12 protein-coding genes are annotated in these 13,964 nt (G+C 66.6%); all 12 read left to right on the top strand.

The window, feature by feature from the left end:
* On the top strand, nucleotides 1–720 hold the full coding sequence (locus tag WME76_RS46250) for a restriction endonuclease subunit S (RefSeq protein ID WP_437963035.1): 720 nt from the start codon (nucleotides 1–3) through the stop codon (nucleotides 718–720).
* Nucleotides 717–1,613: a hypothetical protein gene (locus tag WME76_RS46245; protein WP_437962605.1), complete on the top strand. Its 897-nt coding sequence runs from the start codon at nucleotides 717–719 to the stop codon at nucleotides 1,611–1,613. The genes WME76_RS46250 and WME76_RS46245 overlap by 4 nt, the downstream gene beginning before the upstream one ends.
* Entirely contained in the window at nucleotides 1,613–3,187 is a 1,575-nt protein-coding gene (locus WME76_RS46240) for an AAA family ATPase (RefSeq protein WP_437962604.1), read from the top strand. Before WME76_RS46245 ends, WME76_RS46240 begins: the two co-directional genes overlap by 1 nt.
* Entirely contained in the window at nucleotides 3,187–4,125 is a 939-nt protein-coding gene (locus tag WME76_RS46235) for a hypothetical protein (RefSeq protein WP_437962603.1), read from the top strand. Before WME76_RS46240 ends, WME76_RS46235 begins: the two co-directional genes overlap by 1 nt.
* A gap of 140 nt (nucleotides 4,126–4,265) precedes the next feature.
* A complete protein-coding gene (locus tag WME76_RS46230) occupies nucleotides 4,266–5,147 on the top strand; it encodes a radical SAM protein (RefSeq protein WP_437962602.1) in 882 nt (293 codons plus the stop codon).
* Entirely contained in the window at nucleotides 5,144–5,554 is a 411-nt protein-coding gene (locus WME76_RS46225; RefSeq protein WP_437962601.1) for a DUF6375 family protein, read from the top strand. The genes WME76_RS46230 and WME76_RS46225 overlap by 4 nt, the downstream gene beginning before the upstream one ends.
* 17 nt (nucleotides 5,555–5,571) lie before the next feature.
* On the top strand, nucleotides 5,572–9,732 hold the full coding sequence (locus tag WME76_RS46220) for an NACHT domain-containing protein (RefSeq protein WP_437962600.1): 4,161 nt from the start codon (nucleotides 5,572–5,574) through the stop codon (nucleotides 9,730–9,732).
* Nucleotides 9,729–10,820 carry a virulence RhuM family protein gene (locus WME76_RS46215; RefSeq protein ID WP_437962599.1) on the top strand — a complete coding sequence of 364 codons (1,092 nt, stop codon included), beginning with the start codon at nucleotides 9,729–9,731 and terminating at the stop codon, nucleotides 10,818–10,820. The genes WME76_RS46220 and WME76_RS46215 overlap by 4 nt, the downstream gene beginning before the upstream one ends.
* Nucleotides 10,821–11,264: 444 nt before the next feature.
* Nucleotides 11,265–11,519, top strand: a complete 255-nt coding sequence (locus WME76_RS46210; RefSeq protein ID WP_437962598.1) for a UPF0175 family protein — start codon at nucleotides 11,265–11,267, stop codon at nucleotides 11,517–11,519.
* Nucleotides 11,520–11,596: 77 nt separating this feature from the next.
* Nucleotides 11,597–11,998, top strand: coding sequence for a hypothetical protein (locus tag WME76_RS46205; protein WP_437962597.1), 402 nt, complete (start codon nucleotides 11,597–11,599; stop codon nucleotides 11,996–11,998).
* 70 nt (nucleotides 11,999–12,068) lie between these two features.
* The gene (locus WME76_RS46200) at nucleotides 12,069–12,539 is read left to right on the top strand and encodes a GNAT family N-acetyltransferase (protein WP_437962596.1); all 471 of its coding nucleotides are present in this window, start codon (nucleotides 12,069–12,071) and stop codon (nucleotides 12,537–12,539) included.
* Nucleotides 12,540–12,754: 215 nt separating this feature from the next.
* A complete protein-coding gene (locus tag WME76_RS46195) occupies nucleotides 12,755–13,963 on the top strand; it encodes an efflux RND transporter periplasmic adaptor subunit (RefSeq protein ID WP_437962595.1) in 1,209 nt (402 codons plus the stop codon).
* Nucleotide 13,964 lies beyond the last annotated feature (1 nt).

Raw genomic sequence — 13,964 nt, 5'->3', positions numbered from 1 at the left:
ATGGCTGACATCCTCGACAAGGCCGACACCATCCGCCGCAAGCGGAAGGAGGCCATTGCCCTCGCCGAGGAGCTGCTGCGCTCGGTGTTTCTAGAGATGTTCGGTGACCCGGTGACGAACCCGAAGGGGTGGCCGGTGGAACCTCTCGGCAGGTACCTCGGCTTTGTAACAAGTGGCTCACGCGGCTGGGCAGAGCACTACGCAGATCGGGGAGACCGATTTATTCGATCGCTGGACGTCCAAATGGACGCAATATCCGACAAAGATGCAGCATTCGTCGTTGCGCCCCATGGCGCAGAGGCCGAACGCACAAGGGTTCAAGAGAACGATGTGCTTCTCACTATCACCGGGTCGAAGATTGGGCGGGCCGCCCGCGCGACGCAAGGCCACGCCGGCGCGTTCGTGAGTCAACATGTCGCGATCCTTCGTGTGCTTCCAGGGCTGGACGCAGATGTGCTCACTGCGTTTCTCGTGAACGATCGGGGGGGGCAGGCGTTGATCGCACGTTCGCAATACGGGCAAACCAAGCCGGGTCTCAACCTGTCTCAGCTCCGAGCGTTTCCGATCCCCATTCCTCCCGGGCATGTTCAGCAGAGGATTCGTGGCGTTCGCAACCGCCTGAGATTGGCTCAGGAGAGGCTCGAACTCGGATTCCAGGCTTCGGAGGATTTATTTGTTTCCCTGGTTCAGCGCGCGTTCTCGGGAGGTGCCGTCTCATGAGCTGGCAGTGCGGACAACGCATCGCCGCGGAGCCGACGGGAGCCACGGTGAGTGGCACCAGTGTGGCCGCTGGTGCTCACGTTCACATCGACGTCTCGTTTCGCCTGGTCGAGTGGCCGTGGCAGGAGAAGGGTCCGGTCTCGCTGGTGCCGCAGCCGAGCGAGGTGACCGCGCGTACTGCTCGAGGCGAGCTTCGGCTTGGCTTCGCGCTCCCGACTCCGGCGGACGTGATCCTGCCCCCGAGCCATTCGTCGACCGGCAGCCTTCGATTCACTTTGCCGCTCACAACGCCGGCACTCGTGGCGCTCGAGGCTGCGCGTGATGGTGGCTCGCTCGAGCTTGTCATGACGCTCGTCGCGCATCCGTTCCTCATCGCGCGGCACCAGGGATGCGCGCCGGGCCTGGACGTCCGGCCCACCTCCGACACCTACGCCTTCAAGGTGCCGAGGGAGCAGTGGCTCGGGCTTCTCAAGAGCGTCGGCTACTGTGACACGCTCCTCACCGAGCTCCGGCTACCGTCGTCAGGCCCCGACGCCACCGCGCAGGGCAGGCAGCGCCTTGTGCAAGCGGTCAACTCCCGGAATGAAGGGAGCTATGCCGAAGCGATGCGCCGCTGCCGCATCGCCCTGGACGAGCTGAAGAACGCAGGGTTTGGAGGCAAGGCCCCGACCGAGGTTGCGCGGTTCCTTCAGGAGAAGGCCGGCACGATGTCGCAGGTCGAGCGCTTCTCTGCGCTGCAGCTCGCGGTCCAACTGTTTCTGTCCCCGACGCATCATGCCAACGCTCCTGACGGGTACTACACACGCGAGGACGCCGAGCTCGCCATCGCGATGACGGCCGCGCTCCTGCGTCTCGCTCCCCGGTGGATGGACGAGCCGAAGGAGGCGGGCTGATGCTGACCTCCCTCGAGATCGAGAACTTCAAGGGCATCGCGGCGCGGCAGCGCATCGACTTCGCGCCGCTGACGCTGCTCTTCGGCGCCAACAGCGCCGGCAAGAGCACGATCCTCCAGGCGCTCCTGTACCTGCACGAGCTGATCGAGCGCGGCTCGGCCGACGTGGATCGCACCGAGCTGGGCGGCAGCATCCTGGAGCTCGGCGGGTTCGTGCGGCTCGTCCACCGGCACGATCGCCAGCGCGCCATCGTGCTGCGAGCCGAGTTCGCGACGCCGGGCGGGCTCGAGCGCTTCGGGCGCGATCTCACGGAGTTCCCGTTCCCCGACCTCGACGATGAGGTCGAGAGCGCATGGCTCGAGCTGACCATTCAGCATCGCACCGCCGCGGCCTTTCACGGGGCGATGGTCGAGCGTGCCGCCATCGGCGTAAACGGTGAGCTCGAACCCCTGGTGTGGCTCGAGACGCCGGGCTCCCTTCGCGAAGGAGACCCGCTCTATGCACGCATCAACCTCGGCCATCCGCTCGTTGCGGACGCAGCTGCAAACGTTGCGGAGTCATGGCTCTCCATCAGCGTGCCAGAGCCGGAGTGGCATCGAGGGGTTGATCCTGGCTTCCCCGAGCGAGGCGCTGTCGTCGGGCTCGACGACCTGATCGGCTTCACCGATGGTCGGGCATTACCGCTCGTCGCGCTTTCGCGCTCACGACTCTCTGCGTTGCCGCCCCCAAACGAGCCGCTGCGGGTGATCCCGCTTGGTGACGATGCGCCCGAGAAGGCAGCTACCGCGCAGCAGGTTCGCACTTTCCTCGAGATGATCGTTCTCGGCACCACCTCGCAGCTCGCCAGCTTCCTTCGAGATGCGCAGTACATCGGTCCGCTGCGAACGATTCCGCCGCGCGGGTTCCTCTATGAACGCGCCGGCCGCATCACGAGCTGGGCGGATGGCCTTACCGCATGGGACCTGCTCCTCGCAGATAGGCTCACGCTCGTCGAGCGGACGAACGCCTGGCTCCGACGGCTTGGAGCGGGCTGCCAGGTGGTCGTGCAGCAGCTCTTCGACGGGAGCGCCGACGCCGAGGAGCTTTCCGACGGCCACGTCGACAAGACCGTCCGCCGGCTTCTCCTAGACACGGGCGCGGGCTCTTTCGTGCTGCCGTCCGAGGTGGGGGCCGGCATCTCGCAGCTCATTCCCGTCGTCGTCGCGGCCATCGAAGGGCGCGGTGGCCTCACGCTCGTCGAACAGCCCGAGGTTCACGTGCATCCTGCGGTGCAAGTGGGGCTCGGTGACCTGGTGATGGAGGCGGCGCGCCGCGAGGGGCAGCGACGCATGATCCTCGTCGAGACACACAGTGAACACCTCCTCCTGCGGGTCATGCGCCGGATGCGTGAGACGCATGAAGGAACGGTTCCGGAGGGTGTTCGGCCGGTAAGTCCGGCAGACGTTTCCGTCGTTCTCGTCGAGAAGGACGGTGCACGGAGCATCACCAGGATGATGCCGCTCAACGAACGCGGTGAACTGGTGAAGGCGTGGCCGGGAGGCTTCTTTGAGGAAGGGCTTCGGGAGGTACTCTGATGGCACTCCTCGCCGAGTACGCGCTCACTCCGGGCGTCTTCGACATCACGAGCTACAGCAGCGAGGAGGTCTGCGGGCTGCATCTCCAGGCTCTCAAGGAGGTCCTCCTGCATGAGGGCCTCGTCCGCAATCTTCGGCGCGGCGAATGGGCGAGAACGTTCGAGGATTCCGCGCGTCCGTGGCACGGACGAGGCAAAGAGCTGCTGAAGAAGCTGTGGACGCAACAACGTGTGGTACCTGCGGATTCGGTTCGCCCAACGACGCCCAACACGGATGGAGAGTGGTGCCTCGAGGCGTTGGGAAGTCACGCGGCTCTCCCGTTGGCAGGGATCATCGCGACGGATGCGACCGCAGCTCCGCACGCGGCGAACAGCTCAGTGTGCTCGGTGAGCCGCCTGGCGAGCGCGCCTTGGTGGGCGGCGCGCAGCCCGTCGGTGCGACTCGGCCGAACACTCGTCGAGTACCAGTCGGCCCTCGACGCGGTGTTGCGGCACGCGAACTCGCTCATCTTCATCGATCCATTTATCGATCCCACGGACCACCATCAGTACGGTGATCTGATGCAGATCCTGGTGAGCCTCCAGTCTCGCTCGCTCAAGCCCCGCATCGAGATTCATCGAGCGGCCTGGTATGGCGGTGGGAACGACAAGCGCCCGCGCGTGAATGACGTTGTCGCCGCGCTGACGCCCGCCATCGAGACCGCCGCGAAGACCGCTGGGCTCTCGCTGGAGGTGTTCCTGTGGAATGATATCCACGATCGCTACCTCATCACGGACCTCATCGGGATCAGCCTCCCCTATGGGTTCGGAACGACGAGAGCGCCCAACGCCTTCACCACCTGGACGCGACTCGGCAGGGATGATCGCGACTCCGTCCAGCGAGAGTTCGATCCCGCCTATCGCCAACCGCGCCACCGGTTCACCGTGAGGGGGACTTGATGGCAAGAGCTCGACTTGACGCCACGCTCGAAGCGCTCTGTTGCGTCCTCAGTGACACCGGCGGTGCGCTCACGGGTGCGGATCGCCACAGGGCCGCAGCTCCCCGACGCCAGTGGAAGCAGCGATGCTCACCGTCAGGCGTGCACCTCTTCGACCGCACCACCGGCCTGAACGTCCTGCTCGACGAGGTTCCCGTTCCAGCCTCGCTCTACTCGCGCGCGCCACGCCAAGTTTCGATTGCACTCACGAACCGGTGCGATCTCGCGTGTGCGCATTGCTACGCCCCCAAGTCTCGCGACGAGCTTCGCTACCAGAACGTTACACGCTGGCTCTCGGAGCTCGATGCAAGCGGCGCGCTCGGAGTGGGCTTCGGCGGAGGTGAGCCAACGCTCTACCCCGACTTCGTGGAGCTGTGCGGGTTCGCGGCGCGCGAGACACGACTCTCGGTGTCGTTCACGACGCACGGGCATCACATCGATGAAGCCCTCGCCGAGGAGCTCACGGGCAGCGTCCACTTCATCCGAGTGAGCATGGATGGAGTCGGGGCGACCTACGAGGCGATCCGACGGCGCTCCTTCCGCGAACTGCAAGGCCGCCTGACGCTGGTCCGCACTATTTGTCGCTTCGGCATCAACGTCGTCGTGAACGAGCGCACGCTGCCGGACCTCGACGCGGCCGCCGCTGTCGCTGCCGATTCCGGCGCGTGCGAGCTCCTGCTCTTGCCGCAGGTGCCAGCGCGCGGCCAGCCAGGAGTCGGTGCGCACATGTTGCAGGAGCTGCGGTGCTGGGTGGAAGCGTACCGGGGCTCCCTGAGGCTCTGCATCAACGAGAGGAGCGCCGACGGCTTCCCGACCTGCGATCCGTTGCTGGAGGAACGCGGCCTTCGCGCCTACGCGCACATCGACGCGGCAGGCGTGCTCAAGGCGACCTCCTACCATGCGGCAGGAGTGCCGATAGGTGAGGGCGGGGTACTCGCGGCGCTCGACCATCTCGCTCACGAACTCGCGGAGAACGACGCATGAAGATCTGGTACCAGCACGGCTCCGAACACTCCGCGAACCTGGTGATGATCGGCCACTTCGAGGACGCGACCGAGGCCACCAAGGCGAAGGAGGTTATCGACGCCATCTCGAAGCAGGTCGCGGAAGATCAAGAGAAGGGAACGCTGGTCATCGGCAGTCCATCTGACCGCTACGGCCAGGATATGCTCGACCTTTTGATGCGTCTGAACATCGGCTCGGTCGGGCCTCAAGAACTCGAGCAGTTCGCCTACGAGGTCGCCGTGAAGGTTGTGGGTAACCAGGTCGTCGTCACGACCGAGGAACTCGATATTTCCGCCTTCCTCAAGGTCATGTTTCTCCGCGGAGCACGGATTGAAGTCTATTCCGCGCACGAACACCCAGGAACTGGCTACGGCCGGGGGAAGTGAGCCGTGTCGGAGTCGCCATGCCCGCACTGAACTGGGACGCCTTCGCCACGCTGCCAGGGAGCGCCGAGAAGAATTTCGAGCTGCTCTGCCGGGGCGTCGTTCGCCAGAACTTCGGAAGTTACGGTGTGCTTCGGGCCCTCGCGAATCAGCCGGGCGTCGAGTTTCACCTGAAGCTCGAACGACGCTGTGATGCCCTTGGAGATCCAGGGCGCTGGTGGGGGTGGCAGTGCAAGTGGTACGAGCTTCCAGCCAGTGGCGAACTCGGGTCGAGCAGAAGGACAAAGATCGAGGAGGGGATCCGCAGGACGGAGGCCCATGTCCCCGGAGTCACGGACTGGGTTCTGTGGACGCGCCGCACGCTGACCAGCGCGGACCAGAAGTGGTTGAAGAACATCGCGTCGAAGATGACGCTGCACCTCTGGACCGGAGACGAGATCGACAACCTCCTCGTCGGCCAGGCCATTGCTCTCCGTGGCACCTACTTTGGCGAGCTGGTGCTGACGCCGGAAATCCTACGCGAACGGCATGAGCAGTCGGTCGCCCCGATCCGAGCGAGGTGGCAGGCTGACGTCCATCACGTTCTCGACGCAGAACGCGCGCTGCGCCGCATGCTTGGAGAGTCCGATTCTTGGGATGCGCTCCGCGCGCAGGCTGCGGAGCTGCGCTCGCAGATGCAAGCTATAGAGAGCGCGCCGGCGGTGCCCGTCCCTCTTGCTCCTGTGGTGGCGAGTGTTGTCGAGATGGGGAGGCAGTCTGCTGATGCGCTCGAGCGAGTCGCTGGCGGTATATGCGATGGCGATCTCGACTTGCTTCGCGACGAGATCTCGTCGCGACCGCGCACGCTACGTCCGGACGTCACGACGGCACCTCGACGGCTGCGCTCGGGCAATCACCTGGCCAGTCTGTACGTGACGAACGCCGTCGGCGGTTGCCGTGAGGCGCTGCGACTGCTCGCCGATGCCGAAGCTGCGTTCTCCTCGCGTGTCGTCGCGGTCCTTGCCCCGGCAGGCTGTGGCAAGACCCAACTCGCAGCGCAGCTTACCGCAGGTACCGACGCGCGCCCTCACGGCGTGCTGCTTCACGGTCGCGACCTTCACGCGAACCACACGCTCGATAACTTGGCGCGACGGGTATCGATCGCGGCCCACCCTGTCCCGAGCATGGAGTCCCTGCTCGCGGCAGTAGACGCGGCGGGGCAACGAGCACGGCATCGTTTGCCTGTGGTCATCGATGGGCTCAACGAGTCCGAGGACCCACGAGAATGGAAGCCGCTGCTCGCTGAGGTGGAGAGCACGCTGGCGAAGTACCCCTACGTCCTCTTGGTGTGCACGTTGCGGCCAGAGTTCGCCGCGGAGGCCCTTCCACCGAACACTCGGTACGTCGAGATTGAGGGCTACGGAGCTGAAACCATTGAGGCGATCCGGGCGCACTTTCGCTTCTACAAGATCGAGGCAACCGATGCTTCGATCCCGCTGGAACTCCTCAAGCATCCACTGACCTTGCGACTGTTCTGCGAGGTGACGAACCCGACGCGAGTGAAGGTGGTCGGGGTCAATGCAATGCCGGGATCGCTGACCGCGTTGTTCGACCGCTACCTCGATCAAGTGGGCAACCGGATTGCCGAGTTGGCCCCTCGAACAGAGCGATACTACGCGCAGGATGTCCGCGCGGCGCTGGGGCTCGTTGCCAGCACCCTCTGGGACAACCGGACCCGCTTTCTTGAGATCGACGAACTGCGCCGGGCGCTTGGTGATGAAGGACGCCCCTGGGATCAGAGCATCGTGCGCGCGCTCGAGCACGAGGGGGCCCTGTTGCGCATGCCCTCCGACGGCACCGGCGCCTATGCTCCTGCGTACGACCGGCTTGGCGGTCACATCATCGCGAGTGCTCTTCTCTCGCGTCACGGACAGGTTGGCCTCGAGTCCTGGATCCGAGACGCATCCACGACGACCCTCCTAGGCGGAGATTTCGACCAGCGGCACCCTCTCGCCGACGATGTCGTGTACTCGCTCGTCGGTCAGCTTCCTCGGCGCCTCCATGCCAAGCAGCTCTGGCAATTGGTCGAGGAACCGCTCCGCGCTCGGGCCTTGCGATTCGCTGCTGGGCTCGAGGCCGCCTACTTGGACGCAGCTACCGTCGAGGCGCTGCTCGATCTGGTTCGCCAGGGGGATCCAGAGCTCCTCCAGAAGCTCCGTGAAGTGCGCGGGGCGGTAAGTCATCCGCTCAACGCCGAGGCGTTGGATCGGGTTTTGCGGCCGTTGGACGTCGCGGACCGCGACTTGAGTTGGACGGAATGGCTTCGAAGGCACCAGGAGAAGCTGCTCAGCGATCTCGAACGTTTGGAGCAGCGTTGGCGGGGAGGTGGAGCGCGCACAGGCGACCGGCTTCGTGCTCGCTGGATCATGTGGACGCTCACGAGCACAGTCAGGCGCCTGCGCGACCAGGCCACACGGGCGCTCTACTGGCTTGGTCGAACCGATCCAGAAGGACTCTTCGAGCTGACCATCGACTCGCTCACAGTGAACGATGCCTACGTCAGCGAGCGCATGCTTGCGGCCTCGTATGGCGTCGTGATGAGCCACCAGCGGGCAGACGCCGAGCTCGGGGTATGCCTGAAGCCGTTCCTCAACCAACTCATGCGCGCGCTGGTGGGCCCCGCGGCGACGGCGCCGACGACTCACTACCTCGCGCGCCTTTATGTGCGAGGCATTGTCGCGTTTGCCACGAAGTTCTACGACGCCGTGGTTCCCGACAGCCTGCGTGGCCGCTGGTCGTTCGCGGCGCCGTCGCCAGTCCCGCCGATCTCCACAGGCGACGCGCGCGCGGAAGAGGTGGGGCGCACGCTCCACATGGACTTCGAGAACTATACGCTCGGACGCCTCTTCGACGATCGTGGCAACTACGACATGGATCACCAGGGGCACCAGGCGGCCGCGGCCCATATTTGCGGCGTTGTGTGGTCGCTCGGGTGGAGAGCCGCGGCGTTCGATCCATTGGACCGCGCTATCGCAGATGACGCCTTTCGGGCCGAAGGACGTGGGCATCGTCCTCGCGCCGAGCGCTACGGCAAGAAGTACGGCTGGATCGGCTTCTTCACCTACGCAGGCGTGCTCGAGGCTCAGGGGCTCCTGCCAGATGATGGCAGACGGCTCTCCGACGTCGACATCGATCCTTCGTTCCCTGAGCCACCAGCAGTGGATGGGGAGCCGACGGTTCCGCAGGCATGGCTCAATCCGAGTGTCGAGAGCCATGAGCGTTGGGTGCGCGGAAGCAGCACCGAGGTGCCTAGGCAGCTCGTCGTTCGAGAGAAGATCGGCGAGCATCAGGGACCGTGGGTCGCCGTCCACGGCTTCGTGAAAGCTTCCGACAGGGTGCTCGGGCGCGAGGCATGGGCGTTCCTGTCAGCGCTGGTGACGCGCAAGCAGGGTGTGTCGGCCCTGGTGGCCGCCCTGAACGCCGGGGAGCGGCCATGGGTGGCCCGTGACGTTCCAAGCGACCACTACACGTTCGCCGGCGAGATCCCGTGGCATCCGAGTTTCGCTGCCGAATCGTTGGCCGACTCCGATTTCGAGCATGCCTACCGCGAGAGCGTTCGCGTCAGCACGAACGACGTCGAGGTGGAGGCTCTCGCACACCGGTATGCCTGGGAGAGCTACCACAGCGAGATGAACGAAGCCGGGAGCGCGCGTGTACCGTCGCGCTGCTTCTCTTCGCGGTTCGACCTGCGGAGCGCTCCGCAGGGGTTCGACCAGGTCTTGCCTGATGGGACGAGAGCCACGATCACGCTCGGGGGCGTCGACGGACTCGAGGGCGACATCCTGTACGTTCGAGAAGACCTGCTTCAACAGTACGTGGGCGACCGCACCATCGTGTGGTTCGCGTTCGGCGAACGGGAACTGCGTCCTTATCCCCCGTCACCACCCGAGTGGCTCGTGGCTGTCCAGCGACAGCAGTCCAACGCGTGGCATGTGGTGCTAACCGAGGCGGATCTCGAGCCGCAGCGGACGAAGGCGGCGAGCAAGAAGGCCGCGACAAGCAAAAAGGCTGCGCCGAAGAAGAGGGCGACAAGCAAGAAGGCCGCGACAAGCAAAAAGGCCGCGATGAAGAAGAAGGCGACAAGTAAGAAGGCTGCGAAGGGTGCAGCGAGTCAGGTGCCAGCCGCCCGGAGGAAGTCGTGACGCGCGCTGGATCAAGGGGTGAAGTTCCCGCCGGGCAGATCCTGCTCTACCGCAGCGAGGACGGTCGCACGAAGCTCGACGTGCGTCTCGAGCACGAGACCGTCTGGCTCAACCAGCGCCAGCTCACGGATCTGTTCGGCAAAGCCAAGGGAACCATCAGCGAGCACATCAAGCACATCTTTGAGGACGGCGAACTCGACCCGGGGGCAACTGTTCGGTCGTACCGAACAGTTCAACTCGAGGGGGGCCGCGAGGTCGCCCGCGATGTCGAGCACTACAACCTCGACGTGGTCATCGCCGTCGGTTTCCGGGTCCGGAGCCCGGCGGCGGTGCGCTTCCGGCAGTGGGCGGCCGAGCGGCTCAAAGAGTACATCGTCAAGGGTTTCGTACTCGACGACGACCGACTCAAGCGCACCGACCGCGCCGCCGACTACTTCGACGAGCTACTCGCGCGCATCCGCGAGATCCGCGCGAGCGAAGCGCGGGTCTACCAGCGCATCCGCGAGATTTTTGCGCTCGCGTCGGACTACGATGAGAGCGACCAGGCCACGCTGCGTTTCTTCGCGTTCATGCAGAACAAGATGCACTACGCCGCGACCGGCCTCACGGCGGCCGAGATCGTTCGTCGCCGCGCAGACGCCGAGAGGCCCAACATGGGGCTGACGAGCTGGCGCGGCGGTCGCGTCCTCAAGCGCGACGTCGGCACGGCGAAGAACTACCTCGACGCCAAGGAGATCGACACGCTGAATCGGATCGTCGTGATGTTCCTGGACCGCGCGGAGTTTCGCGCGCAACGTAGGCGCGACATCAGGATGTCCGACTGGGAGGCGGACCTCGACAAGTTCCTCGCCGACACGGAGCTGCCCGTGCTGGTGGGTGCTGGAAGCGTCTCGCACGACGATGCCCTCGAATGGGCCGGCGCGCAGTACGACGCCTTCGCCGAGCGGCGCCGCGTCGCAACGGAGACGGAGGCCTCGGCGCGGTACCTCGATGACCTCACGACGACCGCGAAGCTACTCGAGGGCGGCGTCGCCAAGCCCGCAGCCAAGCCGCGTAGACCTCGCGGATCGAAGAGGGGTGGGCCGTGACAAAGCCTGCCGCCCCGACCGAGCTCACTCGCCAGTACCGCCCGAGACTGCGTGGCGTCAGGGCCGCATGCACGAGCGCGGCGGCGGTGCGCACGTCGACGTCGGTCGGCGCGCCGTCGGTGCGCACCCCGGTCAGCGCCGTCGCGAGGTCCGCGAAGGGCGTCGCGGGAGAGGCCGCGTCGAGCGCGGACGAGATGCTCTGCGCGAGCGCGCTCGCCGCCGCGCTGTCGGCCGAGCTATGCCGCAGAATGGGACGCTCGAGCTGACCAGGCTCGACGCGACCAGATCCATGACGAGCGCTGATAGGTCCTCGTTCGTTACTTGCGGGTGGAGCATTCGAGTGTAGCAGCCCATGGCGCCGCGCTGCCGGCGTCGTGCGGCGGGGCCGGCCGTGTCGCGGGGACCGATCTCGACACCGAGGGCCTTCGGCGATACCCGCGAGGCATGACCATCGTCGCCCTGACTCTGCCCGACGACCTCTGCGCAGCGCTGCAGGTGCCGGCCGAACGGCTGGCGTCCGAGATCGCCTTCGCCGCCGCGGCACGGCTCTACGAGGAGGGCCGCGTGTCGCTGGCCAAGGCTTCGGAGATCGCGGGCATCGAGCGTTTCGGGTTCGCCGCACGGCTCGCGGAGGCCGGCATCCCGACCGCCGCGTTCGACCCGGCCGATGTGAGCGCTGCCCTGGAGGCAGCCGGGTGACGAACGTCTGCAGACTCTCCGAAGGTCCCTGCGCCACGTGCCTCAGGGAGTAATAGTTTACTCATCCGGAGGTCGCCATGTCCCGCTTCCAGGCCCTGACCAACAGCGTCCTCGACGCCGAGCTGGAGATGCTGCGGGAGCGGCTCGGGCTCGAGCCCAACCAGAAAGCCGACCTTCTGCGTGAGGTCGCCGCGCTCGCCGGATGGGTCGTGCGGCAGGCCGAGCAAGGGCGAGCCATCGAGGCGCGTCGTGGCGAGGAGGTGGAGCCGCTCGTTCATCCTGCGATCGCGCGCCTCCGCGCCAGACGGCAGGAGCCGGTGGGCGAGCGCCTCGCGCTGAGCGAAGCCGAGATGATGCACCTGGCCAGCGTCCTCGATCACGGCTTCGAGCCGCCTCCCGCGCTCCGCGAGACGCTGGCGAACCTGGCGAACCCGAAGCGTCGTCCGCCGAAGCTTCGCTGGAAGAAGCCGGCTGCCTGAACCATGACTCTCGGCATCGAGGCGCTCAGCCGGTCGCATCGTGCTCTGATCGCCGACTTCCAGAACCAGCATGCTTCGCTCGTCGAGCGAGTACCTCAAGCGGTTCGCGCTCCGGCATGCCGAGAAGGACAGGCTCGCGCGGACGTACCTGGCCATCGATGAGGTTTCGGGTGGAACGCGCCTCGGAGGCTACTTCAGCCTGTCGGTCGTGCGCGTCGAGCGCGCCACAGTCACGGCGCTGCCGGAGGTGGATCGGCTCCCGCGCTTCCCTGTTCCCGGGGTGCTCCTCGCGCGGCTCGCGGTCGATGCCCGTGTTCAGGGGCAGGGGCTCGGCCGATATCTCTTCGAGGAGGCGCTCGGCCTGACGCTCCAGCTCGCGCACACGGGCCCCGTGGCGTTCCGATTGTTCGTGACAGACGCCATGGATGCCAACGCAGCGCGCTTCTATGAGCGGTTCGGGCTCGCCCGGCTGGGGGACGAGGTTCCCTGCCGCATGGTGCTCGACCTGAGAGCGCTCTTGACCATCAGATCGCCGCGCTGAGGGGGATCATTGTCGCCGCCGGGTCGGAGCGGACCGGCAACCCGCTGAGTGCGCGGCCACCGCCGCCAGAACCCACACAGCAGCGCCCTCGGCTTGGCGCGCCTGCGCCACCCCACCAGGTACACGCCTCGGGGGCTTCGTCTTCTCTCCTGCGCCCACGTTCCGCGTGGCGGGCCTCGCAGGCCGCGCCGGTTCGGTGGTAGACCGTTCGACAGATGCGGACGCTCTTCCGGCGGCCTGGGCTCTGGATCCTGATCGCGCTGCTCGCGGCCTTCACGATCGTGATGGCGGTGCGCGCGCGTGGACCCACGGTGAAGGTCGCCGTGGCCGCTCGAAAGGATCTCGAGCAGCGCATCGTCGCGAGCGGGCGGGTGAGGGTGCCGACGCGCGTTCAGGTCGCGGCGCAGGTCCCGGGCCTCGTGGTCGCGGTCGGCGCGATCGAGGGGCAACGCGTGAAGGCGGGCGATCTCCTCGTGCAGATCGACGACGCCGAGGCGCGCGCGGCGGCGTCCCAGGCGAAGGCCGCCGTCGATCAGGCGAGCGCGCGCGTCGAGCAGCTCCGCCGCGTCGGCGCGATCGTCGCGACGGAGGCGCTCCGGCAAGCGGAGACGAAACTCGAGCGCGCCGAGGTCGAGCTCGCGCGGGTGCGAGAGCTCTCGGCGTCGGGGGCGGTCGCTCAGGCCGAGCTCGACAACGCCCAGCAAAGCGTCGAGCTCGCGCGCGCGCAAAAGGTCGCTGCGGAGGCGCAACGCATCGCGTCCACGCCGATGGGCGCGGACTCCCGCGTCGCGCTGACCGCGCTCCTCCAGGCGCAGGCGCAGCACGTCGGCGCGACCGTTCGCCTCGCGCAGACGCGGATCGTGGCGCACCAGGACGGCGTCGTGCTCACGCGCTCCGTGGAGCCAGGCGACGTCGTGCAGCCGGCGCGAACGTTGATGGTGCTCGCCGCCGACGGGAGCCCGCAGCTCGTCTTCCAGCCCGATGAGCGGAACCTCGCGTGGATCGCGCTGGGGCAGAAGGCGCGCGCGTCCGCGGACGCCTATCCGCAACAGGTGTTCGACGCCGAGGTGACCTACATCGCGCCTTCCATCGATCCGCAGAGAGGCAGCGTCGAGGTGCGCCTCTCGGTGCCGCACGCGCCAGCCTTTCTCTTGCCCGACATGACCGTCTCCATCGATCTCTCGGTCGCCCGGCGCGAGAAGGCGCTCGTCGTTCCGAGCGACGCCGTGCGCGACGCGGCGACGCCGGCGCCCTGGCTGTTCGCGGTCGAGGACGATCGCCTCGCGCGCAAGGACGTGAAGCTGGGCATCCGCGGCGAGGGCGCCATCGAGGTCGTCGAGGGACTCGACGAGGGGAGCGTCGTCGTGTTGCCCGACGGACGGGGCCTTGCGCCGGGCCAGCGCGTGCGCGCGGAGCGCGATTGAG

Source organism: Sorangium sp. So ce119 (assembly GCF_051524405.1).
GTDB classification, from domain to species: Bacteria; Myxococcota_A; Polyangia; order Polyangiales; family Polyangiaceae; genus Sorangium; species Sorangium cellulosum_G.
The sequence above is the reverse complement of the archived record's forward strand: the minus strand, read 5'-3'. Positions and strand labels throughout refer to the sequence as shown.